This window comes from Halorubrum depositum (genome assembly GCF_007671725.1).
Taxonomy (GTDB): domain Archaea; phylum Halobacteriota; class Halobacteria; order Halobacteriales; family Haloferacaceae; genus Halorubrum; species Halorubrum depositum.
The window spans coordinates 1,239,469-1,262,782 of the sequence record NZ_VCNM01000001.1 but is presented as its reverse complement, the minus strand read 5'-3'; the positions used below and the strand labels follow the sequence as shown (position 1 = coordinate 1,262,782).

At 62.2% G+C, this 23,314-nt stretch carries 24 protein-coding genes; 15 read left to right on the top strand and 9 right to left on the bottom strand.

Annotated features, from left to right (window positions below):
- Positions 1-175 precede the first annotated feature (175 nt).
- The 3 genes from FGM06_RS06530 to FGM06_RS06520 all read left to right on the top strand — a co-directional run bounded on the left by FGM06_RS06530 (position 176) and on the right by FGM06_RS06520 (position 4,753).
- Positions 176-1,468, top strand: a complete 1,293-nt coding sequence (locus FGM06_RS06530; RefSeq protein ID WP_144798301.1) for an O-acetylhomoserine aminocarboxypropyltransferase/cysteine synthase family protein — start codon at positions 176-178, stop codon at positions 1,466-1,468.
- Position 1,469: 1 nt separating this feature from the next.
- Entirely contained in the window at positions 1,470-2,753 is a 1,284-nt protein-coding gene (gene metX / locus FGM06_RS06525) for a homoserine O-acetyltransferase MetX (protein WP_144798300.1), read from the top strand.
- A gap of 347 nt (positions 2,754-3,100) precedes the next feature.
- Positions 3,101-4,753 carry a long-chain fatty acid--CoA ligase gene (locus tag FGM06_RS06520; protein ID WP_144798299.1) on the top strand — a complete coding sequence of 551 codons (1,653 nt, stop codon included), beginning with the start codon at positions 3,101-3,103 and terminating at the stop codon, positions 4,751-4,753.
- A gap of 27 nt (positions 4,754-4,780) precedes the next feature.
- On the opposite strand, the gene FGM06_RS06515 is transcribed toward FGM06_RS06520, so the two are convergent.
- A complete protein-coding gene (locus FGM06_RS06515; protein WP_144798298.1) occupies positions 4,781-5,221 on the bottom strand; it encodes a DUF5807 family protein in 441 nt (146 codons plus the stop codon).
- A 311-nt stretch (positions 5,222-5,532) separates the two neighbouring features.
- Between FGM06_RS06515 and FGM06_RS06510 the strand changes: the two genes are divergently transcribed.
- A complete protein-coding gene (locus tag FGM06_RS06510; protein ID WP_144798297.1) occupies positions 5,533-7,995 on the top strand; it encodes a DEAD/DEAH box helicase in 2,463 nt (820 codons plus the stop codon).
- A gap of 32 nt (positions 7,996-8,027) precedes the next feature.
- On the opposite strand, the gene FGM06_RS06505 is transcribed toward FGM06_RS06510, so the two are convergent.
- Entirely contained in the window at positions 8,028-9,164 is a 1,137-nt protein-coding gene (locus tag FGM06_RS06505; RefSeq protein ID WP_144798296.1) for a molybdopterin-dependent oxidoreductase, read from the bottom strand.
- A 133-nt stretch (positions 9,165-9,297) separates the two neighbouring features.
- Between FGM06_RS06505 and FGM06_RS06500 the strand changes: the two genes are divergently transcribed.
- A complete protein-coding gene (locus FGM06_RS06500) occupies positions 9,298-10,497 on the top strand; it encodes an MFS transporter (RefSeq protein WP_186310981.1) in 1,200 nt (399 codons plus the stop codon).
- Here the strand turns inward: FGM06_RS06500 and FGM06_RS06495 are convergent.
- Positions 10,492-11,319: an MBL fold metallo-hydrolase gene (locus tag FGM06_RS06495; protein WP_144798295.1), complete on the bottom strand. Its 828-nt coding sequence runs from the start codon at positions 11,317-11,319 to the stop codon at positions 10,492-10,494. The two genes, FGM06_RS06500 and FGM06_RS06495, sit on opposite strands and share 6 nt — an antisense overlap.
- A 120-nt stretch (positions 11,320-11,439) precedes the next feature.
- On the opposite strand from FGM06_RS06495, the gene FGM06_RS06490 reads away from it, so the two are divergent.
- Positions 11,440-12,468, top strand: a complete 1,029-nt coding sequence (locus FGM06_RS06490) for a succinylglutamate desuccinylase/aspartoacylase family protein (RefSeq protein ID WP_144798294.1) — start codon at positions 11,440-11,442, stop codon at positions 12,466-12,468.
- A 76-nt stretch (positions 12,469-12,544) separates the two neighbouring features.
- Here the strand turns inward: FGM06_RS06490 and FGM06_RS06485 are convergent, their stop codons facing one another.
- Positions 12,545-13,048, bottom strand: coding sequence for a Tfx family DNA-binding protein (locus FGM06_RS06485; RefSeq protein ID WP_144798293.1), 504 nt, complete (start codon positions 13,046-13,048; stop codon positions 12,545-12,547).
- Positions 13,049-13,258: 210 nt separating this feature from the next.
- Here FGM06_RS06485 and FGM06_RS06480 point away from each other — a divergent pair, with 210 nt between their 5' ends.
- The 7 genes from FGM06_RS06480 (at position 13,259) to FGM06_RS06450 (ending at position 18,909) form a co-directional block, all read left to right on the top strand.
- Positions 13,259-13,660 carry a hypothetical protein gene (locus FGM06_RS06480; protein ID WP_144798292.1) on the top strand — a complete coding sequence of 134 codons (402 nt, stop codon included), beginning with the start codon at positions 13,259-13,261 and terminating at the stop codon, positions 13,658-13,660.
- Positions 13,653-14,639: a tyrosine-type recombinase/integrase gene (locus FGM06_RS06475; RefSeq protein WP_144798291.1), complete on the top strand. Its 987-nt coding sequence runs from the start codon at positions 13,653-13,655 to the stop codon at positions 14,637-14,639. The genes FGM06_RS06480 and FGM06_RS06475 overlap by 8 nt, the downstream gene beginning before the upstream one ends.
- 626 nt (positions 14,640-15,265) lie before the next feature.
- Positions 15,266-16,219: a hypothetical protein gene (locus tag FGM06_RS06470; protein WP_144798290.1), complete on the top strand. Its 954-nt coding sequence runs from the start codon at positions 15,266-15,268 to the stop codon at positions 16,217-16,219.
- A 551-nt stretch (positions 16,220-16,770) separates the two neighbouring features.
- The gene (locus FGM06_RS06465) at positions 16,771-17,391 is read left to right on the top strand and encodes a hypothetical protein (protein ID WP_144798289.1); all 621 of its coding nucleotides are present in this window, start codon (positions 16,771-16,773) and stop codon (positions 17,389-17,391) included.
- A gap of 70 nt (positions 17,392-17,461) precedes the next feature.
- On the top strand, positions 17,462-17,743 hold the full coding sequence (locus tag FGM06_RS06460) for a hypothetical protein (protein ID WP_144798288.1): 282 nt from the start codon (positions 17,462-17,464) through the stop codon (positions 17,741-17,743).
- Between the two features lie 53 nt (positions 17,744-17,796).
- Positions 17,797-18,294, top strand: a complete 498-nt coding sequence (locus FGM06_RS06455) for a hypothetical protein (RefSeq protein WP_144798287.1) — start codon at positions 17,797-17,799, stop codon at positions 18,292-18,294.
- A 9-nt stretch (positions 18,295-18,303) separates the two neighbouring features.
- The gene (locus FGM06_RS06450) at positions 18,304-18,909 is read left to right on the top strand and encodes a hypothetical protein (protein WP_144798286.1); all 606 of its coding nucleotides are present in this window, start codon (positions 18,304-18,306) and stop codon (positions 18,907-18,909) included.
- Between the two features lie 3 nt (positions 18,910-18,912).
- On the opposite strand, the gene FGM06_RS06445 is transcribed toward FGM06_RS06450, so the two are convergent.
- The 5 genes from FGM06_RS06445 to FGM06_RS06425 all read right to left on the bottom strand — a co-directional run bounded on the left by FGM06_RS06445 (position 18,913) and on the right by FGM06_RS06425 (position 22,070).
- Positions 18,913-19,683: a hypothetical protein gene (locus tag FGM06_RS06445; protein WP_144798285.1), complete on the bottom strand. Its 771-nt coding sequence runs from the start codon at positions 19,681-19,683 to the stop codon at positions 18,913-18,915.
- Positions 19,684-20,157: 474 nt separating this feature from the next.
- Positions 20,158-20,517, bottom strand: a complete 360-nt coding sequence (locus FGM06_RS06440) for a hypothetical protein (RefSeq protein ID WP_144798284.1) — start codon at positions 20,515-20,517, stop codon at positions 20,158-20,160.
- Positions 20,518-20,737: 220 nt separating this feature from the next.
- Positions 20,738-21,007 (bottom strand): hypothetical protein, encoded by a 270-nt coding sequence (locus FGM06_RS06435; protein WP_144798283.1) that lies wholly within the window; start codon positions 21,005-21,007, stop codon positions 20,738-20,740.
- Between the two features lie 103 nt (positions 21,008-21,110).
- A complete protein-coding gene (locus FGM06_RS06430; protein WP_144798282.1) occupies positions 21,111-21,590 on the bottom strand; it encodes a TRAM domain-containing protein in 480 nt (159 codons plus the stop codon).
- Positions 21,591-21,722: 132 nt separating this feature from the next.
- Entirely contained in the window at positions 21,723-22,070 is a 348-nt protein-coding gene (locus FGM06_RS06425; RefSeq protein WP_144798281.1) for a hypothetical protein, read from the bottom strand.
- Between the two features lie 131 nt (positions 22,071-22,201).
- Here FGM06_RS06425 and FGM06_RS06420 point away from each other — a divergent pair, with 131 nt between their 5' ends.
- Both FGM06_RS06420 and FGM06_RS06415 read left to right on the top strand, forming a co-directional pair.
- Complete coding sequence (locus FGM06_RS06420) at positions 22,202-22,423, top strand: hypothetical protein (RefSeq protein ID WP_144798280.1); 222 nt, start codon at positions 22,202-22,204, stop codon at positions 22,421-22,423.
- Positions 22,420-23,262 carry a BKACE family enzyme gene (locus FGM06_RS06415; RefSeq protein WP_144798279.1) on the top strand — a complete coding sequence of 281 codons (843 nt, stop codon included), beginning with the start codon at positions 22,420-22,422 and terminating at the stop codon, positions 23,260-23,262. The genes FGM06_RS06420 and FGM06_RS06415 overlap by 4 nt, the downstream gene beginning before the upstream one ends.
- Positions 23,263-23,314: the final 52 nt, after the last annotated feature.

Here is a 23,314-nt window from a genome sequence, read left to right as displayed (position 1 = left end):
CCTCTCGTTGGCTCGCGATCGGGGATAAACTCACGCTTCGGTGGGGACGGCCGAGCGCGGCCGGACGAAGCGGCGGGGGAGACGGAGCGACGCCGCGCACCTCGGCGGGGGAGACCGAGGCATCACTTGCCGTAACTGACGGTTATAGACCTTTGCAGATATATGCACTACACACATGACACGTGGGTTCAACACCCGGAGTCTCCACGCCGGCGCCGAGGCCGACCCGGCGACCGGGTCGCGCGCGACCCCGATCCACCAGACGACCTCGTTCGTCTTCGACGACGCGGACACGGCGGCGGAGCTGTACGCGCTCCGGGCGGAGGGTCACATCTACTCCCGGCTCTCCAACCCGACCGTGAGCGCCCTGGAGGACCGGATCGCCGACCTCTCCGGCGGGACGGACGCGGTCGCAACCGGCTCGGGGATGGCCGCCTTCGACGCGATAACGACCGTGCTCGCGAGCGCGGGCGACAACGTCGTCGCCAGCTCCGAGATGTACGGCGGGACGGCCGCGTACCTCACCAGCATCGCGGACCGCCGCGGGGTCGAGGCCCGGCTCGTCGACACGCTCGACTACGAGGCGTACGCGGACGTGATCGACGAGGACACCGCGTTCGTCCACGTGGAGACGATCGCGAACCCCTCCCTCGTCACGCCGGACTTCGAGCGGCTCGCGGAGATCGCCCACGACAACGCGGTGCCGCTCGTCGTCGACAACACGTTCGCGACCCCGTACCTCTGTCGGCCGTTCGAGCACGGCGCCGACATCACCTGGGAGTCGACGACGAAGTGGATCACGGGCAACGGGACCACCGTCGGCGGCGTCGTCGTCGACGGCGGGCAGTTCCCGTGGGACCACCCGGACGCCGACTACGACGAACTGGACGGGGAGTCGCCCGCCTTCCCGATCGACTTCGTCGAGCGGTTCGGCGACGCCGCCTTCGGCAACGTCGCCCGCCAGCGCGGCGTGCGCCCGACGGGCGGCCAGCAGTCCCCCTTCGACGCGTGGCAGACGATCCAGGGGCTCAACACGCTCCCGCTCCGGATGGACCGTCACTGCGAGAACGCGCGGACGGTCGCCGAGTTCCTCCGCGACGACGACCGGGTCGGCTGGGTGACGTACCCCGGCTTCGAGGACCACCCGAGCCACGACAACGCCGCCGAGTACCTGGACGGGTTCGGCGGGATGGTCACGTTCGGCGTCGACGGCGGCTACGAGGCCGCGAAGACGCTGTGCGAGTCCGTCGAGCTGACGAGCTTCCTCGCCAACGTCGGCGACGCGAAGACGCTCGTCATCCACCCCGCCTCCACCACGCACGCGCAGATGGACGAGACCCAGCAGCGGCTCGCCGGCGTCTTCCCCGACATGCTCCGGCTCTCCGTCGGGATCGAGGACCCCGACGACGTGATCGCCGACCTCGACCGCGGGCTGTCGGCGGGCGAGCGCGCGGCCGGGGGGAAGTGAGATGAGCGCGACGCCCTCGGAGGAGGGGACCGTCTCGCTCGGCGAGTTCGTCTTCGAGTGCGGTCAGTCGGTCCCCGACCTGGAGGTCGCCTACGAGACGCACGGCGAGTTCGACGGCGACAACGTCGTGTTAGTCTGCCACGCGCTCACCGGGAGCCAGAACGTCGCGCGCTCGCCGTCCCCCGAGCGGGACGCCGGGCAGGCGGGACAGGCCCGCGCGTGGTGGGACGACATCGTCGGCCCGGGGAAGGCGATCGACACGACGGAGTACTTCGTCGTCTGCGCGAACGTCCCCGGCTCCTGTTACGGCACGACCGGCCCGGCGAGCGAGCGCCCCGCCGACCTCGACCTCCCCGACGAGCCCGACCACGACCGGTGGGGGACCGCGTTCCCGCCGGTGCAGGTCGAAGACTGGGCGCGCGCTCAGCGCCGCCTGCTCGACGAGCTCGGCGTGGGACGCCTGCGCGCCGTCGTCGGCGGGAGCGTCGGCGGGATGAACGTCCTGGAGTGGGCGAAGCGCTACCCGGACGACGTCGATCGGATCGTCCCCATCGCGACCGCCGGGCGGCTCGACGCGCAATGCCTCGCGCTCGACGCGGTCGCCCGCCGCGCGATCCGCGCGGACCCCAACTGGAACGGCGGCGACTACTACGGCGAGGACCGCCCCTCGCCCGACGAGGGGCTCGCCCTGGCCCGCCAGATCGGCCACATCATGTACCTCTCGAAGGCGTCGATGGAGCGCAAGTTCGGCCGCCGCTCCGCGGGCCGCGACTCGCTGACCCGCGAGGAGGGCGACCTCGGGCTGCCGCCGGAGCCGACGGCGGCCTTCTTCCCGTACCGAGAGGTGGAGTCGTACCTCGACTACCAGGCCGAGGGGTTCAGCGAGCGCTTCGACGCCAACAGCTACCTCTACCTCACGCGCGCGATGGACGAGTACGACCTCTCCGCCGGCCACGGTACCGACGCCGACGCCCTCGCCGCCTTCGAGGGCGAGGCGCTGCTGATGAGCTTCACCGCCGACTGGCACTTCACCGTCGAGCAGTCCGCGTCGCTCGCGACCGCCTTCCGCGACCGCGACGTCCCCGTCGCCCACCACGTGATCGACTCCGACCACGGCCACGACGCCTTCCTCGTCGAGCCCGAGCACGTCGGCCCGCCGCTCCGCGACTTCCTCGCGGAGGGCGTCGAGGGCCGGGCCGTCTCCGACGACGGCGGCGAGGGCGACGAGTCCGCGCGTCCCGAGTCCGACCACGCGCCGGTGCACGCGAGCCTCTTTCGGGGATAGCGGACTTTTTTTTATATACTATCGTGCGGTCGGCGCGCGCCTCCGAGTGGCCGCCAAGGGCGGCCACGAGGAGCGCGTGCGAGGGAGTCGCTGGCTCCCGAAGCGAAGCAGAGGGTGCCAGCGACGAGGCTGGGGAGGCGTGAGGTGCCGTGCGGAGCGGGGCTTTGGCGGTGTTCTCCGTCGTTCCATCAGCAACTGCTTATAAGCGAACGGACGGGTTTTTGGCGGCGTTCGCCGCTGATCTGCGACCAGCTTTCATACACGATCGGCCGAGCCCCTCACGCCGCCGATCCATCACCATCAATCATGGCAATGTTCATAGTTCTCGACGCCATGGTGTGTAAGGTATGCCCGGTGGACACTCGCAGACGCTCCGACCGTTCCTGTGGCGCGCCGAACGACTGTACCCCGACACGGAGATCGTCTCCCGGACCCACGAGGGCCGCACGCGACACACGTACGCCGAGTACGCCGACCGCACCGCCCGGCTCGCGAACGCGCTCGACGACCGCGGGATCGAGCGCGGCGACCGGATCGCGACGTTCTGCTGGAACCACACGCGTCACTTCGAGACGTACTTCGGCGTCCCGAACACCGGCGCGCAGCTCCACACGATCAACCCCCTGCTGCCGGACGAGCACATCCGGTACATCGTCGACGACGCCGACGACGAGATAATCTTCGTCGACCCGTCGCTGGCTCCGAAGCTCGCGGCGGCGGCCGAGGGCGCCGAGGAGTTCGCCGACGTCGACTTCGTCGTGATGGGCTCGTCCGAGATCGACGAGCTCGACGCCACGCCCTACGAGGAGTTCGTCGCGGACCAGCCGACCGAGTACGACTGGCCCGAACTCCCGAGCGACCAGCCGGCCGGGCTCTGTTACACCTCCGGGACGACGGGGAAGCCGAAGGGCGTCGAGTACACGCAGTCGATGCTGTGGAGCCACACGATGGCCTCGCAGACGCCGCAGGGGATCCCGATGGAGGACTCCGACGTGGTGATGCCGGTCGTTCCCATGTTCCACGTCAACGCGTGGGGGATGCCGTTCACCGCGACCGCGGCGGGCGCGAAACACGTCTACCCCGGCCCGTCGCCGAGTCCGGCCGACCTCGCGGCGCTGATCGAGGAAGAGGGCGTGACCATCTCGGCGGGGGTCCCGACCGTCTGGCTCGGGCTCCGGGAGTACATCGCCGAGGGGAACGACGTCGACCTCTCGACGCTCGACACCGTGATCGTCGGCGGCGCGGCCGCTCCGCGGGCGCTGATCGAGTGGTACGACGACCGGGACGTCGAGGTGCTCCACGCGTGGGGGATGACCGAGATGTCGCCGATCGGCACCGTCTCTCACCTCACCGACGACCTGCGTGACGCCGACTACGAGACGCAGGTCGACAAGCGGTCGAAACAGGGGCTCGTCGCCCCCGGGCTGGAGTTCGAGGTGATCGACGAGGACGGCGAGGAGGTGCCGTGGAACGGCGAGGACTTCGGCGAGCTCCGGGTCCGGGGCCCGTGGGTCACCAAGGAGTACTTCGCCCGGCCCGAGGCCAGCGAGGAGGAGTTCGTCGACGGCTGGCTGAAGACCGGCGACGTGGTCACCGTCGACGAGGACGGCTACCTCAAGCTCGTCGACCGCACGAAAGACGTGATCAAGTCGGGCGGCGAGTGGATCTCCAGCGTCGAGCTGGAGAACGCGATCATGGCGTACGACGGCGTGAGCGAGGCGACCGTCATCGGCGTCCCCCACGAGCGCTGGCAGGAGCGCCCGGTCGCGTTCGTCGTCGCGGCCGACGGCGTCGACCGCGAGGCCTTAGTCGAGGAGATCGAGTCCGGACTCCGCGACGAGTACCCGAAGTGGTGGGTTCCCGACGCGGTGGAGTTCATCGACGAGGTGCCGAAGACCGCCACCGGGAAGTTCTCGAAGAAGGACCTCCGGGAGCGGTACGCCGACCAGTCGCTCGTGGAGGGGTCGGTGCCGGAGGAGGACGCGCCCGAGCAGGGATAAGACCAGGCCCGCTGTGGTCTCCGACTCTTACTCGTCGCGGTCGCCGACGATCCACTTGTGCGAGTAGCTCTCGCCGCAGGCGCAGTGAGCGTACGCGTGGACCACGTCGCCCTCGGCGTAGAGCCCGCCGACCTCCTCGTTCTGCGCCTCCGCGAACGCGAAGACGAAGCTGACGTCGTGGTCCTCGTCGGGTGCGTCGTCCGCGAAGGGGCACTCCCCGCCGTCGAGCGACCGGGCGATCGTCCCCTCGGCGCCCATCGCGGTCTTCGCGAACTCCATCGCGCCCATCCCCGTGCCGGCCTCGAACGCCGACCGGCCGGTCTCGCCGTCGAGGATCAGCCGCACGCCCTCGCCCGTCTCGGTGCCGACGTTGCGGAGCCGGGAGTCGTCGTCGAGGTACGCGTCGCTCAGGTAGAAGACGACGTCGTCGAGCCGCTCGCCGGCGAGGAACTCGTCGAGTTTGCTCATGCCGGCCGGACGCGCGTGAACGGTAAAAGGGGTGCGAGTCGCGGTCGACCCTCTCGCGCCGTCGTCGGCCGCGCGCCTCGACGGCGCCGGACCGATGTGAAACCGTGTAAAATAGGAGTAACTGTTAAGACGTACCACGGAGATCCGTCCCCTGATGAGCGCGCAAACACCATCCGGAGACCGGCTCGCGGAGTGGGCGGAGCTGGTCGACGAGGACGTACCCGAGGAGCACCGAGAGGAGCGCTCCGCCGAACGATAACTTTCACCCCGCTTCGCGAAGGCTTTAGGCCGACGGCGGCGAAGCGTCGCCGATGGCGACCGAGGCCGCCGGCATCGACAGACCCCTGCTCGTCGACGACTTCCTCCAGGAGCGCCGCTACCAGCTCCAGTTGGCGGAGTCCGCGGCCCGCGACCACACCCTCGTCTGTCTCCCGACCGGCCTCGGCAAGACCACGGTCAGCCTGCTCGTCACCGCCGAGCGCCTCTACGAGGTCGGCGGGAAGGCGCTCTTCTTGGCCCCCACCAAACCCCTCGTTCAGCAGCACGCCGACTTCTACCGCGAGGCTCTCTCGGTCCCGGACGACGAGATCGTCGTCTTCACCGGGGACGTGAAACCGGACGACCGCGCCGCGCTCTGGAACGACGCCCGGATCGTGATCGCGACCCCGCAGGTCGTCGAGAACGACCTGGTCGGCAACCGGATCTCGCTGCGGGACGTGACTCACCTCACCTTCGACGAGTGCCACCGCGCGACCGGCGACTACGCGTACGTCTACATCGCGGAGCGGTACCACGCCGACGCGGCCGACCCGCTCGTCACCGGGATGTCGGCCTCGCCCGGCGGCGACACCGAGGAGATCGAGACGGTCTGTGAAAACCTCGGGCTCTCGAACGTCGAGGTGATGACCGAGGCGGACGCCGACGTCGACGAGTACACCCACGACACCGACGTACAGTGGGAGCAGGTGACGCTCCCGGACGAGGTCCTCGAAATCCGCGACGCGCTCAACGAGGTGATCACCGACCGACTGGAGAAGCTCAAGTCGCTCGGCGTGACCAACACGACGAACCCGGACCTCTCGCAGAAGGACCTCAACAAGATGCGCGGACAGCTGAAGCAGATGATGGACAACGACCAGTCGGACGGGTACAAGGGGATGAGCACCCACGCCGAGGTGATGAAGCTCAGACGCGCGACCGAGCTGGTCGAGACGCAGTCGGTCGAGTCCGTCCGGCGCTACTTCGAACGGCAGCGCGAGGCCGCCCGCTCCTCGGGGGCGTCGAAGGCGAGCCAGCGGATGGTCGCCGACCCCAAGGTGCGGGAGGCGATGCGGAAGGCGGAGGCGTTCGACGGGCTCCACCCGAAGTTCTCGAAGGCCCGGATCCTCTTGGCCGAAACCCTCGGGATCAACGAGGGCGAGCGCGCCATCCTGTTCACGGAGTCCCGCGACACCGCGGAGGCGCTCGTGGAGTTCCTCTCCGCGAGCTTCGACGTCCGGAAGTTCGTCGGGCAGGGCGACAAGGAGGGCTCCGACGGGATGACCCAGAAACAGCAGCAGGAGACCCTCGACGATTTCAAGGCCGGCGAGTTCGAGGTGCTGGTCTCCACGAGCGTCGCCGAGGAGGGGCTCGACGTCCCCGAGGTCGACCTGGTCTGCTTCTACGAGCCGGTCCCCACCGCGATCCGCTCGATCCAGCGCAAGGGGCGGACCGGCCGGCAGGCGGAGGGGAAGGTGGTCGTCCTGATGGCCGAGGACACCCGCGACGAGGCGTTCTTCTGGATCTCGCGGCGGCGCGAAAAAAAGATGGCCAGTCAGCTCGCCGAGCTGAAGGAGGCCACCGACGACATCGAGGAGACCGTGGGCGACGACGGGCAGGCCGGCCTCGACGCGTTCGCCGGGGGGTCCGCCGAGCGCGATGCCGAGCCGGAGCCCGACGGGAACGCCGGCGACGCCAACGACGGCGGTGACGGGAGCGACGACCCCGCCGACGGTAGTAACGACGACGCCGGACTGACCGACTTCGCGGCGGAGGCGCGCGCGGGCGGAGACGAGACGGACGACGAGAGCGACGCGGAAGCCGACGGCGACGACGACGGCGTCGTCGCGACCGCCGGCGTCGACGACGGTGTCGAGGTCGTCGTCGACCAGCGCGAGCTCGACTCCTCCATCGCGAAGAACCTCTCGACCCGCGACGGGCTCGTCACCCGGCTGGAGACGCTCGCGGTCGGCGACTACGTGCTCTCCGACCGGGTCGCCGTCGAGCGCAAGTCGGCGGCCGACTTCGTCGACTCGATGCTCGACGCCGACCGCTCGATGTTCGAGCAGGTCGGCGAGCTCTCGCGGGCGTACGCCCGCCCCGTGATGGTCGTCGAGGGGACGAACCTCTACGGCCAGCGCGACATCGACCCCAACGCGATCCGCGGCGCGCTCGCGTCGCTCGCGGTCGACTTCGACGTGAGCGTCCTCCGGACCGAGGACGAGGGAGACACCACGGAACTCCTCGCGACCATCGCCAAGCGGGAGCAGGAGACGCGCGACCGCGAGGTGAGCGTCCACGGGGAGAAGACGACGAAGACCCGCGCGGAACAGCAGGAGTACGTCGTCTCCGCCATCGCCGACATCGGCCCGGTCACGGCCCGGACCCTGCTCGAACACTTCGGCACCGTCGAGGCCGTCATGACCGCGCCCGAGGACGACCTGCTGGAGGTCGAAGGCGTCGGCCCGGTGACCGCCGAGCGCATCCGCGAGGTCGTCGGCAGCGAGTACGAGTAGTCGGTCCTCCACTCGAGCCGCCGGAGAGCCGGCTACTCGAACCCGCTCACCAGCGTCACCACCCACTGCCCGAGGTCGTACTCCGCCCGCACCTCCACGCGCGTCACCCACTTCACCCACTGGAACCCCCTCCGATCGGGAGCGACGAGCCGGGCGGGCGCGCCGTGGCCGTGGGACAATCGCTCGCCGCCGACGTGGGTGGCGAGCAGGGCGTCCTCGGCCTCGTCGAGCGGGAGGCTCCAGCGGTACCCCGTCACTGACGTGAACCGGACGTAGGCCGGCTCGCGGTCCGAGTCGCCGGCGTCCCCGAAGCCGCCGGCCGCCTCCGACCCCCCGGCCGCGTCGAGCAGGTCGCCGACGCGGATCCCGCCCCACTCCTGCACCGTGTACCAGCCGCTCGTGCAGTCGAGCAGGGCCGCCGTCTCGTGGCCGGCCGCGACCTCGTCGGCGGTCAGTTCGACGGGGTCGCTCACGAGCCCCTCGACCCGCAGCCGGTACGCCTTTCGGTCGATCGGGTCGGGGTCGTCGGCGACCCACGAGGTGACCGGGAACGCGCCGTTCCCCTCGCCCTCGCGGGGCTGTGACCCGGTAAACCGCCGGTCCGCGCCGGCCGTGTCGAGGAGGTCGTTGACGCCCTGCTGGAGCCGATAGGTCGCCGCGCCGGCGGCCAGCAGGACCGTGTACCGCACCGCGGTCCGTCGGCGCTCGAAGTCGACCCGCCGCGGGAGCCGGAACCGGGTCGTCGCGTGCGCGGCCACCAGCGGGAGCAGGACCAGTCCGAACCCGACGTGGACCGAGAGGAGCGTCCAGTAGGAGAGCCGCACGTCGAGCCCGAAGACCCAGACGATCCCGGTCGAAAGGGCTCCCAGGGCGGCGACGAGCGTCAGGACCGACAGCGCCGTCGACCGGCGCCACAGGCTCGGGTCCGTGAGCCGGCCCCGGACGCGCGCGAGCTTCCACGCGAGCAGGACGACGATGGCGAACCCGAGCGAGCGGTGGAGCCAAAAGAGGGGCCACCCCTCGGGGACGCCGACGGTGAAGGAGACGAGCCCGGTGACGACCTCCGCGGCGACGAACGCGAACAGCGACCAGTCGACCGCGCGCGGCGGGGGCTCGAGGCGGTCGACGGCCTCGCGGAGCGCCCCACGGATGCCGAGCCCCGTTCCCATCTCGATCGGGCTACGTGCTACCGAGGCAAAAGGGTACAGCCCGTCGACGCTACTCCGGTTCGCACACTCGGGGCGGAGACCGATCGCCGGAACCCAAAGAACCATCGCCGCCGTCGAGGAGGACCTCACACGGATGCGTGAACGCCGCCGGGTGCTCGTCGTGACCGCGGCGTCGCTGTTCTTTTCGGTCCTCGTCTGGTTCAACTACTCCGCCGTCCTGCCGTCCGTCGTCGACGAGTGGGGTCTCTCGGGGACCGAAGCCGGGATCATTTTCGGGGCGTTCCAGGCGGGCTATCTCGTGGCGATCGTCCCCGCGGGCTGGTTGGCGGACCGCTACTCGCCTCGGTGGGTGATCGCGGTCGGAGCGGCCGGGGCCGGAGGTCCGAGCCTCCTGTTCGCCGGCGTCGCGGACGGGTTCGTCGCGGGGACGGGGCTTCGATTCTGCTCCGGCCTGTTCATGGCCGGCGTCTACGTCCCGGGGATGCGGTTCGTCACGGATTGGTTCCCCGAATCGGCGCGCGGCCGGGCGCTCGGGCTGTACATCGGCGCGTTCTCGCTCGGGTCCGGGCTCTCGTTCGTGTTCTCGACCGCGATCGCCGACGCGGTCAGTTGGCGGCTCGCGATCGCTTCCACGAGCGCCGGTGCGCTGTTCGTGCCGCCGTTCATGCTCGGATTGACCCGCGATCACCCCGACCGGGCGGAGGGCGGCGGTGCAGGGTTCGATCGCTCGGTGTTGGGGAACCGCGAGTACCTGTTGACGGTCAGCGTCTACGCCTGGCACAACTGGGAGCTGTTCGGCGCGCGGAACTGGCTCTTGGCGTTCCTCGTGGCGGCACCCGCGTTCGCAGCCACCGGGTCGGCGCTGCTTCCGGGGTTCGTCGTCGGCTCGATGATCGCGCTCGGCAGCGTCGGAAACCTGACCGGCGGCTGGCTCAGCGATCGGATCGGACGCCCGCGGACGATCGCGATCGGACTGACGGCGAGCGCGTCGCTGAGCCTCGTCTTCGGATTGCTCGGGGATCTTCCGATCGTCGCGCTCGTCCCGATCGTCCTCGCGTACGGCGTCGTCATAACGATGGACAGCGCGCCGACATCGACGATGGTGACGGAAGTCGTCGACGACGCGCACGTCGGAACCGCCCTCTCCGTTCAGTCGCTGGTCGGGTTCACGACGACCGTGATCTCGCCCGTCGTCTTCGGACTCGTCCTCGACCGGTCGGGGTACTCCCTCGCGTTCCCGACGCTCGCCGTCGGCGCGCTGCTCGGACTGCTGTCGATCGGTGGGCTCGCGGTCGTTCGGAGGCGGACGATCGGTGTAACCGGGACGCTATAGCTCGTACACTTCACCGTCGACCGCGAGCGGCTCCGCGAACGCCTCGTCCGGCGGGTAGTAGTGCGCGACGTGGACGAGCCGAGTGCGGTCGGCGTCAAGCTCGTCGGCGAGCGCGAGCGCCCCCTCCCGGGTCATGTGCTTCGTGCCGAACGTGCGCGGGACGCCGTCGGGCCCCTCGTGGCGCCCGCCCATCGGGTGGTGCTCGCAGAGCGAGGCGGGGACGATGGCGTCGGCCAAGAGGAGGTCGGCCCCGGCGAGCGCCTCGCGGGAGCGCTCGGGCACGTCGTAGCTCGTGTCGCCGGTCAGCGAGAGCGTCGCGCCCGTCTCCGGGTCCTCGATGACGACGCCGTAACAGAGGAGGGGCGGGTGGTCGACGGGGACGAACCGGATCTCGAGCCCGCAGGTCTCGAAGGGCTCGAACGGCTCGCGGGCGTGGACGCCGATCCGGTCCTCCAGGTAGTCGTACTTCGCGCGGATCGTCTCGGCGACGCTCTCGTCTGTGGCGGGGTCGGTCTCGTTCGGCGCGTGGACCGGGAGCCCGTCGACCAGCCGGTAGACGTTGCCGAGCCCGTCGAGGTGGTCGAAGTGGATGTGCGTCACGACCCCGGCGTCGGGGAGGGGAACGTCGGCGTCGAGGAACTGCTGTCTGAAGTCCGGGCTGAAGTCGACGAGCAGCGACTCGCCGGTGCGCTCGTTGGCGACGTGGACGGAGAACCGCGAGCGCGACACTCCCCGCTCGCGGGCCGCGGCGCAGGTGTCGCAGTCGCAGCCGACGGTCGGCGTCCCCGTCGTGTCGCCGGTGCCGAGGAGCGTGACCCGCATCTCGGCTCCGTCTCGTCGACCCACCGACTTAGCGTCCGCGGTCGAGCGGGCCGCCCGGCGGGACGGCCGACGCCGCCCGGCGCCCCCGATTTATAAGCGCTTCAGGCCCGACCCTCCGGTATGCACGACGCCAGCGAACTCGTCCTCGCGAGGCTCCCCTCGGGCGTCCCGGTCCGCACGACCGTCCACGTCTACGGCGAGGGAGGCCTCGCGGAGGGGCCGGACGGGCCCGAACTCGACGTTCCGGCGGACGGCGGCCCCGTCGTCTACGCGCAGGCCGCCCAGCACGGCCGCGAGGTGAACGGGACCGCGGTCCTCCGTCGGCTCCACGAGCGGCTGACGGGCGGGGATCCGACGACCGCGGACGCGGCCGACCTCGGCGGCACCCTCGTGACGGTCCCCGTCGCCGACCCGCTCACGTTCGACCGGGTCTCGTACACGACGCCGGAGTCGCTCGACGCGACCCACTCGAACATGAACCGCTGCTGGCCCGGCGACGACGGGGGGACGCTCCACGAGCGCATGGCGGGCCGCCTCTGGCGGTTCGCGAGCGCGGCCGACTCGATCGTCGACCTCCACACCGGGTCGCCGGCGATGCTCACTCACACCGTCTATATGCGCGGCGACGAGGAGTGCCGGTCGCTCGCGGAGGCGTTCGGGACCGACCTCCTGCTCGCGGAGGCGGCGGGCGACGAGGCCGACGCGGAGTGGAGCGAACGCGGCTTCGCCGGCAAGCTCCGCGTCGCCGCCACTCGGGAGCGTATTCCCGCGATCACGCCGGAGCTCGCGCACAGCCGCGAGGTCGTCCCCGAGGCGGTTGAGGACGGATTAAAAGGGACCCTCGGCGTCCTCCGTCGCGAGGGACTGCTCCCCGGCGAGCCCGAGTCGTGGGACGGCACCGTCGCGCGGAACCACCTCGGGCGCGTGAACGCCGCCGAATCGGGGCTGTTCACCCCGGAGCGCGACCTCGCCGTCGGCGACGAGGTCGCGGAGGGCGAGCGGCTCGGGGTCGTCCACGACCCGACGACGTTCGAGCCGCTGCAGACCGCGACCGCCGACCGCGACGGGATCGTCTACTCGATCGCCCGCGAGGGGACCGTCACCGCGGGCGCGACGATCGTCGGGGTCGCGGAGCGGCTGGAGAAGTGAGCGGCGGGATCCGGGGGCCGCGGAGCGGCCGGCGGAGCGAGAGTCGGAATTCGGAGACTGCGGCGCCCGCCGGCGCTCACGGGTGTCGCACCCGGATCTGTCCGTTCGCGTCGACGGTGACGAACAGCCGGCTGCGCACCTCGCGGCCGTGGACCGCGTCGCCGGCGCGGTCGCCGATCGTCTTCATCAGATCCGGCGCGGTCTGGTTCACCTTCACGCCCGCGTCGTCGCAGGCGTCGTACACGCGCTTCGGGGCGTCGTACAGGTCCGTGCCGGGCTCGATCTTCACGCGGACCGGCGCCGCGAGCGCCTCCGCGAACGCGACCGTCTCGCGGGCCCGCTCGACGTTGTCGCGGGCGCTGGCCTCGACGCTGGAGACGTTCGCGCGCGACGTGCCGAGCCGGTCGGCGATGTCGGACTGGCGGAGCCCCCGCTCGCGGAGCGCGAGCACCTCCGCCTGCCGGTCGGTGAGGACGCTCTCGTCGGCGTCGAACCCGGACCGTTCCAGCAGCTCGGCGGCGTCGACGTCCTCGGCGTCGTCGACCGCGTCGGCGTCGGCCGGACCGTCGTCTGCGACCATACTCGTCGCGAGGGGACGCTCGCTCAAAAAACGGCGGTTTCGACCCCCCTCGAACTGAGGGGTTCGGTCGGGGGAGACCGATCGGCGGCGTCCGGACTGTCCGTGGGGTGGGGCCACCCCGGGACGCGCTCACTTGCCCCAGTAATACGCTACTCAGTGCGAACTTTGTACGCACAGACTTATTAGAATAGTACCACAATACAGTACCATATGCCAGACGACGGAGACGATGAAGGAGAAGACGAGAACAATGAACTACGGTTCACCATTCGCCTCGACCTCGGAACAAACGAGAACTGGGAATCATTTGTCGAAGAGAACCCAAAAGTCAACACAAAAGCGGAACTCGTGCGTCGTTCGGTGACTGAGTTTATCGCCAGAGAGAACGAGAAAGACGACGGCGAACTGACCAAAGAGCAGAAGGAGATAATCAGCACGATGCGGAGTGAGTTCGGAAAAGTAATGAATATTATAGAGGATGTCAAAGAGATAGGAGAGCGAGTTGAGGAAGAGCAGGTTCCAGCAGGAGAAATGCGAGAGTTGTCTTTTGAGGCTATCGCTGAAGCGAACCGACGACAGACGGTAGAAATAAAAGAGGAACTAAATGAGTGAGAAAAAGCGGCTTCGAGACCCTGACCTCCGAGAATTCGTAAAGGAAGTTAAAAGTAAAAACGAAGGAAACGCTAACACCGAAGCCAACTACCGACAGGCGTTCCATATTCTCGGCGAATTCACAGAATGGTACGACCACGCAGACGGCTGGAGAGACCTCGAAAGCGTGGATATGTACGATTTAGTTGAATACCTACGGGAAGAGCGTAACCTCAACGATACCACGATAAAACAACACTCGGATAACCTCGCCCACTTCTTCAACGAATCAGACAAGGAAGACTTAGCAGAGGTACTGCGAGACCACAAATACAACACCGAGAGTTTATCAGAGAAATACAAAGGAGAAGAAACACAATGGGTAGAGGTTCCTGAGTATGTCGTTATCGTGGAAGCCTGTGAGACCACCAGAGAAGAACTAATCATACGGATGCTCTGGGAGACTGGAGTTCGTACAGCCGAACTCTCTGAACTCACTCTTCAACGGATAGACAGGGATAAAGACCTAATTAAAGTACGAAACAAAAAGTCGGATGGAGTTCGCAAAATTCCATACTCGTCCGAAATTAAACCTGTGTTGAGGGAGTGGCTGGACTACGGAGGACGAGATGCGTATAAGACGGCTCAAAATAGCCCGTATTTGGTGGTTACACAGAACTCTGAACAGGTACAGCCGAACTATATCAATACGATAGTACGCCGTGTATCAGACCGTTCAGGAGTCGGCGAGGTGTACGGAGAGGACGCCGCTGGAAGAGATTTACATTACCCTACCGCTCATCACTTCCGACACGCATATGCGACCCATCGAGCCGCCGCAGGTATGAATCTGGAAATACTGAGAAAACTTATGGGACATCACTCAGTCGAAGTTACATCTCACTATGTCGGGTTGAAAGAAGAAACGAGAAAGATTCAGAACGAACAGGCGAGACCGAAGACCTTCGACCCGAACTCTGAAGTACTCAGGAAGTTGTAGGCTGTTCAGTCCCGCATTTTGTACAGTATGGGTCTTTCTGACGGTTAACTCGGGTACACTCACACACCCAGAGCCATCTAAATTTGTTCAGTGGTTGAACGGAAGCGGAGATATTTTTCGAGTTATTATTCTTCACGGGGTTATTTCTGAGAGCCTTAGAGCGAAGACGATGAATAGGGGGTGATTTTCTGAGAGGCACCGATTTTAGAGGTTTCAGAGTTTCGGCGAGTAACTCACTAAGAAAAATAAACAACAAACAACAACAACAACAACAAACAACTTACATATTATAGTATAGTAGTATAGTATAGTTCCTTTTGACTTCATTATGTGAGTGGAAGGTTCGGGAGACCCTCCGCAATCTCTCTTAACTCCAGTGAGAGCGGCGAGACAAACGCCTGAAACTCCTGAAATCGGAACATCTGAAAATGAGAGTGGTGTTTCTCCGTCCCTGCTCGCTTACTCTCAGAAATGAGGCATCTCAGAATAATAACTCGAAAAATATCTCCGCTTTAGGTGGGCGTGGTGCTATATACTCCGTATATATGGTTTGACGGGTATTTTCTCTTTTTCTTCGCTTACATATCGCAGTAAAACTTATAAGGTTGGTATCCGTTTACTGACATATGGAACACTTAGGATATTCCATTTCGAACGAATCGTATGAAGCGTTAGTAAACTATTCGGAGCAGTATTACGGCGGTAGAGGGTATAAGCAGGCTGTTCTGATTGATGTCATCAGGTTCAAAGTTAACCCAACACCAACGCAACAGGTACTCCAACATAGATTAACTTCTAAGTATGTTCCCGAAGACCGTCTCGACCCTCATTCGTACACTCGTGGAGAGACGAGTGAAATCTCTTTCAGATGCCCAGAAGACCTCGCAGACAGGTTCCGAGCAGAGGCTCGTAGAGTGTACTCACAGCGTAAAATCGGGCAGTACCTCAGTAAAGCCATTTATGACTATGTGATGGTTCTCGAATTACAGGCAGAGGCGTATGTGGATAAATCCACAGGTACGCAGTCAGATTGGGTAGACCGACTACACAGCAACTATAATGCTGACATTGATGCCGCCAAAATCCCTGATGATTTAACAATCCCAGCAACGGATAAGGTAGCAGTCCCGCTGGCGTTAATCCTGCTACGAGACCAATTAGATGATGTATATCATACGGGACTTATCGATGCTGTCGTTGACAACGAAGTAACCAAGTATACAGATGTAGGAGAGCGAACTCTGTCCAATTACGCAGATAAGGTTCGAGAGCGTCTTAATGCGACTGTTAACCCGTTTACAGGACAACTCAGAGGTATCGATATAGAGCGACGAGCAAGGGGGTATTACGAGCCGTCCAACGAGGAGGCTCTGAAACTCATCGAAGCCGACCTCGAAGAGTGGTCTCAAAAATGGATGGATTACTTCGAGTTGAAGCGGAAACCCGACAAAGACCATACCGAGAAAATCCGAGAATCAATCGAGACAGTTTATGACACATACGAGCCGCAGGGTGTGGATGTGTCGCCTGTGGATGAGTTAGGTGATTACCTCGATGATATTGAAGACGACGCAGTCTGAACTATATTCGCTTTTCTTTTTGTCAAATCGACTCGCTGTGCTACGAGATGAGTTTAATGAATGAGATTCCAGATTCTAATCGACACCCTGTGTAAAACCTACTAAATCACCTACTAATTTTCACCTACTAAATCCCAGTGAATAGTGGCGTCTCCGACAGGCTCCGAGATATCTCTCCCCACAGGGGAGAGAATCTCTCTACTGGAGTCCCGAGCCAGATGGATAGAACCCAGTTTCATGTGGAAGTGTGTCAATGACTGTAGGTGCGTCTTAGAATCACCCCGACTATCACACCTGCTAATTTTCTACTCAATTTCATATGTCCAATATTGGTGGGAATTCAGAGGATTTAGACTGAGAGGATAGAGAGACCAAACTCAACTCGACTTGTCTCTATATGCTACCATTTCGAACAAATTAGAACTACTTCTGTGTGTTAAGTCTCTTAGCCTCTGTTATTAGAATAGACTCAAGAATCTCCAGTATATTCTCTAATCATCCAACTCCAATCCGAAAAATTTATATGGTTCTTTACCTACAAATGGGTCGACATGAATGAAATATCATGTATCCAAAATTTGGTTGAGAAGATTATTAAACAGCATCCAATGGCAGTTACAGTGTCTGAGGAGGGCATCAAGAATAATATAATTATTATTACAATTTATGGTGTAGATAGACAGGATATTCCTGAGAGAATCACACAGGTTGGAGAGGTCTCTGTACGAGATATTCCGACGCAAGTGGTCATAGAATTCACCCACGATGGAATCAACTCGTTAGATGGCATTCTGGTGTATGCGGAAGATAGCGTTATTGCCAACCTCAAAAACCAACTCAATGACTCCAAAATTACAGATAAGATGGGGATTGACCATCTCTATGATGTATTTACGGAGATGGCTGAGAAGAAAGCACAAGAAGAACTGAGAGAATATCTTGAAACAGGTTGTGAAGAGGTTGATTGTGCCCTTCTTCGAGGATTAGCGGAGCATAAGACACCAGATAGTACATTTTCTTCTCCAGATGATGACTCCGTTCTTGAAGTGTATCAAACAAGAGGGTACCAGTATATCCTCTATACTGATGGTGGAATCTATGAAGCGTATAAGAGTTCCAGTCTGTCTCCAACAACTGTTAATAAGATAGTAGAGTCGAATTATTGGTATTGAGTACATTGTGAAACCAGTTGAGTGAATTACCCGACTGACCTTTTTATCCGACCACAATCCAGACGGGGGTATGGCACCACAAAGCCATACCGACGACGAGGTGAAACGATTGCTCCACAATGCCATTTGGAACAGTCTCCCAGATGGAAAATACAGAGAAGAGATGTTGGAAGTTGAAGACATCAATATCTCAGAATCAGATGGAGTGTACACAGAAGCAACTGTCAAAAACAACCTACTGGATGAAGTCAGTTCAGGATGGATTGAGTCGGAAGTCAATGGGCATACTGTTCAGTTTAAAGTTGGTGAGACACTGGGGCTTCACGAAAGCCAAGTTAAATTGAAATTCTGAACTGATAAGTCAGATTACAAACCTTCTTTATACTCAACTGGTTAGCAACTGGTATGAATCGAAGACAGTACCTCACAGCAATTGGTGTTAGTACAGTTGGACTGGCAGGCTGTACAGGTGAGACAGATGACAGCGGGAGTTCTGAGGAGAATTCAAACGGAGGAAATGACGAGGACTCAAACGAAGAAGATAGCGTCGGATTGGAAGACTTTGTTCAACTCCAGAGTCATGAATTCAGTCACGCACAAGTTGGAAGTGGGTTGGTATTAGAGGTTACAGTCGAGAATGTGAGCGACATCACCCTCGAACTAATCAGATTCAACGCCAATGTGTATATCGAGAATGAGCGAATCGACGATGGGAGTTTGACAATAGGAGACCTTCCCGCAGAAACCACTGAAACAGATGACATGGGTCTCGTGGATATAACACCAGACCACTACGACCAAATCACTAACTACGACATCACCATTTCAACACGAGACGAAGAACTAACTGAATACGAAGAGACATATGAGTATGATGAGTTCAACTACCCGCCTGACAATTGATGTGGTAGAATGAATCGCAGACAGTACCTCACAACAATTGGAGCCAGTTCTGTCATCACATTAGCAGGGTGTTCGGGAGACACGAGTGAAGGGAACGGTGGCGAGGAGACCGACCCTGAGGGTGGAACTGATAGTGACTCTGAAGATGAATCCACAAATGGAACAAATGGCGGTTCCACGAACGACGATACTTCAGATGGGGAGACCGAACCTGAGCCAACCCACGAGTATGTCCCTGACCCGTGGTCAAACCTTGAAGAGACAGACGACGAGACCTCAGCAACAGTAACAGGTGAGGCAACCCTCGGAGAAGGACAATACGCAGTTCGGCAGGCACAATTCCAGCGAACATACAATCTTGAAATTAGTGTGTCAGTCCAAGGCGGCGGAGAGATCGATATTCTCGGGATGAGTGCTGACGAGTTTGACCGCTATCGAGGTGAAGAACAACCAGTAACTTACGACGGATACTACGAGGAAGGCGTTTCTGAGACCACAATATCTGGTCAACTACCTGAAGGAGACCATCGGTTCATATTCGACAACTCAGGGGTGTTCGGTTCTGAGCCAGACGGTGAGGTCACCTTCGAATTTGAGACGGTTGTGAGCCTGTAACAACTACTGCTTCAAATCAGAGAGGAACTTCTCGAAGTCTTTGTACACTGTCATATCTTTCTCAGAATCAAGGTTTCGTATTGTCTTCTGAATCAAATCCACATTTACCCACTTTTTCTCTATCAACAGCATATTACACTCTGAAGCGATTGCTTGAGTACAAGTTTCTAAGTCGGCAACATCCTGCTCCCGTATATTTTCATTCAGAGTCATGACTCTCAACCGCTGAAGGAAGACCTCGTGCCTCACATCTGAAACTGTCTCCACTCCGTGTGAATTATACTGAGACCCGTGTTCATTTTGGAGATATTCCTTATACCCGCCGTTCTTGAGTTCATCATACCCGTGTTCTTCCAACAACTCTCTATCTCGTTTTATATTTGAATAATACCAATCTGAGGCACTCCAACCTGCGTGTTTGATAATTTCTTGGAAGGTCTCAACTGTGTCCATATCTTGGGTCACCTGAGAAAAATTTCGGCGATGATTCTCGCTAGGGATGAGGTCAATAATATTATTTGAAATCACACACTCCTCACGAAGAATCGTTGATGGAATACAATGGTCGGACGCACCGAGAATCAGTTTGGTAAGCCCTTCTTGTTCATTAGACCGAATCAGGTCGATGAAATTCCCGAATGTAATGTACACCTTCACATCGTCATTGTCAATCGCTTCAAGGAACCTTGGTGTTCGCTCTGGGTATTCTTCAACGAAATCTATCCAGTAGTTGGTGTCCAGTATGACTCGCTTGACCTTTTGAGAATCGGTCATAGACTCTTACTTCGTCGTCCTCGGTTAAAAACCTCCACCGAGAGAATACCTGAGAACACGCACACAGGCGACAATAGAGGGCAATAACTGACGGGGGAGCAGAAGATAGACGCTCAATACAATGATATGTCTCAATCCTCTCTCTGTTCGTCTGGAGCCGCTGAAATCATACTGAACCCTACCCCTGACGCCGTTTCAATCAGTTTTCTTCTGTTCATCGAGTATCCACTCTCTCTGTCGCAAGGTCTCCGCTGGCGAACTCTGCGTAGTAGTGGGCAAGGGTGGTATAGGTGTGTACACAGTACGAAGTCTCATATGACCAGACATCTCCAGAGTCCAGTTCTATCTCTGTCGCTCTGTTCTCCCTACTACACGAACAACGGGAGAACATCGCTATCCCGTTGCGTATGCCTAAGATGACTCTCTGGTCGCCACACCGCCACCGTTGATATTCGCTTATTACAGGCTCTGGCATCAAATCACGCCGAAATCTAACTCGAAGTTTTCCAATTCATTCTGCTCTTCTCCCAGCAATACAAAACGGTATTTATCGGGATTCTCTGGTGCGTCTATCGACTGTCTGGGTAAACGGGCATCCATCATCTTAACAGAGTCAATCTCACCGCTCTGCTCGTTGTATGTGAGATACTGGACTACCTCCCTGCGTTTCTCTTCATTGTGAACGAACCGAATTTGAATTGTGTCGGAGAGAACTCCCAACGACAGCGACTCCACATACTCAGATTCAGGGCGTTGGTACCATTCGCTCAGAAACTTCACAAACCCTCCTGTAAACGCAACTCCAACACCTCCGAGAAATGCCCGCCGAAGCATTATCCGAAGACACCTCCTGCGGCACCAACGCCGAACGGGAGAAGCATCCAACCCATCACGATACCCGTAGCCACCGACGACCCAGCAACTACGCTATAATACCCTGTGAGCGAAGCCATCAGCAGATAGTATGCCATCCATCCTTTGCTTCCCAGAAACCAGTACACGCACCCAAATACAGCAGTCCAACCGATGACGACAGCCCACGCCAGCACTCCCATTATTGCTCTCCGAATAGGGCGGCGAACAGGTCTCGCTGTTCGATGACTTCGTATTCGCCCGCTAAATGGTGCTTCATAATCGACTCCATTTCGGGCGACAACACTTCGACTAACTCGTCCGCTTCCATCTCTGTACTCTGGGCTTCGACCTCCAAATCGCAGGCTTTCAGTTTCACCTTATTCGGGCGTTCCTGTCCTCCAACGGTGTTTGTTGTGGTGGTTTGAGTTGTGCTGTCGCTACCCGCTGAAGACTCCTCGCTATCAGACATTACAGGTTACAGTACGACCGCAGGGATGTTAAAAATGTAGCTCAACTAACCAGTGTGTTCACTCGCCAGAAATGTTGTACGCACAAAATGCGCACTCACTGCCCTATTTGCCCCAGAAGTTCTCGCGGCTCCCGAGCCGTTCGCGGTCCGGGCGGTCGCGGCGCCGGTCGCTCTCGTCGTCCTCGCTCTCGCCGTCCGCGTCGGCGTCGGCCGCGTCGTCGCCGTCCTCGTCTTCAGCGTCCGGATCCTCTGGAAGGCGCTCGACGACCTCCTCGGCGGTCGCGTGGCTCGATTTCACCCGGTGAATCCGCACCTCCGCGCGCGCCGGCGGGAGTAGCCCGTCGACGAGGATGATGAAGCCGTCGTCGGTGCGGCCGACGCCCGCGCCGCTCTCGTGGATGTCGTCGACCTCGACTATCACCTGTTCGCCGGGCTGGACCGGCTGCTGTTTCAGCTCGTAGATGGGCATGTCGTAGTGGTTACACCACTCCGCGCCGCCCTTGTTGCCGTAGTGTTGACACCCCATCCCCTCGATTCGCTCGTCGAAACTGGGGCATTCGTCGGCGAGTGGACAGTCCGCCATACCGTAGGAGAGACCGGCCGCCGTTGTAAACGTTTTCGACTGGCGGGGGTGGAAAATCCGGAGTCTCGGCGCCTCATCCGGCTAAACGGCGACCGATCCGGAACCTCGCCTCCGCCCGCGGCCGAGACCCGCTCACAGGAACTCGCGGACTTCCGAGTACCACATGTCGTGGTGGTCGACGCGGTCGACCGCGTCGGCGACGTCGACCGCGATGGCGTGCCAGCACCGCTCGCTCGGGTCCTCGGCGTCGAGGTTGTACGTCGCGTCCGCGCAGGTGCACTCCCCGTCCTCGACGACGTACTCGTCGTCGTGGCCGACGACGACGGTGAAATCGCGGTATCGCTTCACGCGCCCCTCGCCGACCGCCTCGATAGCGCGCTGCCCGCGGTCGCCGTGGTCGCCGACGATCGCGGCGGCGATCGGGCCGGTGAGCTCCCCGGCCTCCGCGATCGCCGCCCGCCAGTCGTCGACCGGCTCCATGGCACCCCGTTCTCGGGCGTTCGGTTAAACAGCGTCGGTCAGACGGGCCCCGGTCCCGGGGACGGCGCCGCCGACCGGCTCCGATCCCCGTCGACGCGTGGTTTCAAGCCGCTCGCTCGCCTCCGTCCCCCATGGCCGAGACGTGTCCGCACCTGGCGTACCGCGAGGAGGGCGACGGGAAGTCGTTCGAGACCGCCCGCGCGTTCTGCACCGTGACGGGGTCGTTCGTGCAGCCGATGCGCGCCGACGTCTGTAACGCCCGGTACGGGCTCGACCCCGCGACGGACTGCGAGTTCTACGTCGAGCCGGAGTCGATCGAAGACGAGAGCGACGCCACCGACGCCGACCGATGACCTACGACGACTACCTCGACGGGAAACCCGCGATCATCACCGCGGCGCTCACCGGGGGCGTCCACGGGAAGGAGGCGCACCCGGACCTCCCCGAGACCCCCGAGGAGATCGCGTCGGCCGCGGCCGCCTGCGAGGCGGCGGGCGCGAGCGTGCTCCACCTGCACGCGCGCCGCGACAACGGCGAGCGCGCCTTCTCGGCCGAGCGGTTTCAGGAGGTCGCCGACGCGGTCCGCGAGGCCACCGACGACGCCGTCCTCCAGCACTCGACCGGCGGGACCGCGGCCCCCGACGCCCTCCGACACGAGCCGCTCCGGACCGACCCCGCGCCGGAGATGGCGTCGCTCGACATGGGCCCGCTCAACCGCTACGACCGGCTCACCTCGGAGAACACCCGCGAGCTGGTGGCGTCGCTGCACGCGGAGATGCGAGAGCGGGGTATCAAGCCCGAGCTGGAGGTGTTCAACGACGGCCACCTCAACGAGTCGCTGGCGGTCCTCGACGAGTTCGAGGACCCGCCGTACCTCAACTTCCTGTTCGGCGGCGGGACCACGTCGCCGCCGCACCCCCGGAACCTGCTGAACCGAGTCGAGGCGCTGCCGGAGAGCGTCGAATTCAACGTGATCGGGTTCGGCCCCCACCAGCTCCCGATGACGACCCAGTCGCTGCTGCTCGGGGGCCACGTCCGGGTCGGGTTAGAGGACAACCGGTACTACGAGCGCGGGGAGCTGGCGACGAACGAGCAGTTGGTGGCGCGCGCGGCGCGGATCTCTGAGGAACTGGGACGGCCGGTGGCGACGCCCGCGGAGACGCGGGAGCTGTTGGGGTTGCGCGGTCGATAACGGGAGTGCGCGTCGCGATCCGCGATAGCGATACGGTACTTAAATAGAGAAC

What these genes read in the sequence shown, in the direction of transcription:
- FGM06_RS06530 (WP_144798301.1), top strand. Translation starts at nt 176, where the DNA reads ATGACACGTGGGTTCAACACCCGGAGTCTCCACGCCGGCGCCGAGGCC.
- metX (WP_144798300.1), top strand. Translation starts at nt 1,470, where the DNA reads ATGAGCGCGACGCCCTCGGAGGAGGGGACCGTCTCGCTCGGCGAGTTC.
- FGM06_RS06520 (WP_144798299.1), top strand. Translation starts at nt 3,101, where the DNA reads ATGCCCGGTGGACACTCGCAGACGCTCCGACCGTTCCTGTGGCGCGCC.
- FGM06_RS06515 (WP_144798298.1), bottom strand. Translation starts at nt 5,221, where the DNA reads ATGAGCAAACTCGACGAGTTCCTCGCCGGCGAGCGGCTCGACGACGTC.
- FGM06_RS06510 (WP_144798297.1), top strand. Translation starts at nt 5,533, where the DNA reads ATGGCGACCGAGGCCGCCGGCATCGACAGACCCCTGCTCGTCGACGAC.
- FGM06_RS06505 (WP_144798296.1), bottom strand. Translation starts at nt 9,164, where the DNA reads ATGGGAACGGGGCTCGGCATCCGTGGGGCGCTCCGCGAGGCCGTCGAC.
- FGM06_RS06500 (WP_186310981.1), top strand. Translation starts at nt 9,298, where the DNA reads ATGCGTGAACGCCGCCGGGTGCTCGTCGTGACCGCGGCGTCGCTGTTC.
- FGM06_RS06495 (WP_144798295.1), bottom strand. Translation starts at nt 11,319, where the DNA reads ATGCGGGTCACGCTCCTCGGCACCGGCGACACGACGGGGACGCCGACC.
- FGM06_RS06490 (WP_144798294.1), top strand. Translation starts at nt 11,440, where the DNA reads ATGCACGACGCCAGCGAACTCGTCCTCGCGAGGCTCCCCTCGGGCGTC.
- FGM06_RS06485 (WP_144798293.1), bottom strand. Translation starts at nt 13,048, where the DNA reads ATGGTCGCAGACGACGGTCCGGCCGACGCCGACGCGGTCGACGACGCC.
- FGM06_RS06480 (WP_144798292.1), top strand. Translation starts at nt 13,259, where the DNA reads ATGCCAGACGACGGAGACGATGAAGGAGAAGACGAGAACAATGAACTA.
- FGM06_RS06475 (WP_144798291.1), top strand. Translation starts at nt 13,653, where the DNA reads ATGAGTGAGAAAAAGCGGCTTCGAGACCCTGACCTCCGAGAATTCGTA.
- FGM06_RS06470 (WP_144798290.1), top strand. Translation starts at nt 15,266, where the DNA reads ATGGAACACTTAGGATATTCCATTTCGAACGAATCGTATGAAGCGTTA.
- FGM06_RS06465 (WP_144798289.1), top strand. Translation starts at nt 16,771, where the DNA reads ATGAATGAAATATCATGTATCCAAAATTTGGTTGAGAAGATTATTAAA.
- FGM06_RS06460 (WP_144798288.1), top strand. Translation starts at nt 17,462, where the DNA reads ATGGCACCACAAAGCCATACCGACGACGAGGTGAAACGATTGCTCCAC.
- FGM06_RS06455 (WP_144798287.1), top strand. Translation starts at nt 17,797, where the DNA reads ATGAATCGAAGACAGTACCTCACAGCAATTGGTGTTAGTACAGTTGGA.
- FGM06_RS06450 (WP_144798286.1), top strand. Translation starts at nt 18,304, where the DNA reads ATGAATCGCAGACAGTACCTCACAACAATTGGAGCCAGTTCTGTCATC.
- FGM06_RS06445 (WP_144798285.1), bottom strand. Translation starts at nt 19,683, where the DNA reads ATGACCGATTCTCAAAAGGTCAAGCGAGTCATACTGGACACCAACTAC.
- FGM06_RS06440 (WP_144798284.1), bottom strand. Translation starts at nt 20,517, where the DNA reads ATGCTTCGGCGGGCATTTCTCGGAGGTGTTGGAGTTGCGTTTACAGGA.
- FGM06_RS06435 (WP_144798283.1), bottom strand. Translation starts at nt 21,007, where the DNA reads ATGTCTGATAGCGAGGAGTCTTCAGCGGGTAGCGACAGCACAACTCAA.
- FGM06_RS06430 (WP_144798282.1), bottom strand. Translation starts at nt 21,590, where the DNA reads ATGGCGGACTGTCCACTCGCCGACGAATGCCCCAGTTTCGACGAGCGA.
- FGM06_RS06425 (WP_144798281.1), bottom strand. Translation starts at nt 22,070, where the DNA reads ATGGAGCCGGTCGACGACTGGCGGGCGGCGATCGCGGAGGCCGGGGAG.
- FGM06_RS06420 (WP_144798280.1), top strand. Translation starts at nt 22,202, where the DNA reads ATGGCCGAGACGTGTCCGCACCTGGCGTACCGCGAGGAGGGCGACGGG.
- FGM06_RS06415 (WP_144798279.1), top strand. Translation starts at nt 22,420, where the DNA reads ATGACCTACGACGACTACCTCGACGGGAAACCCGCGATCATCACCGCG.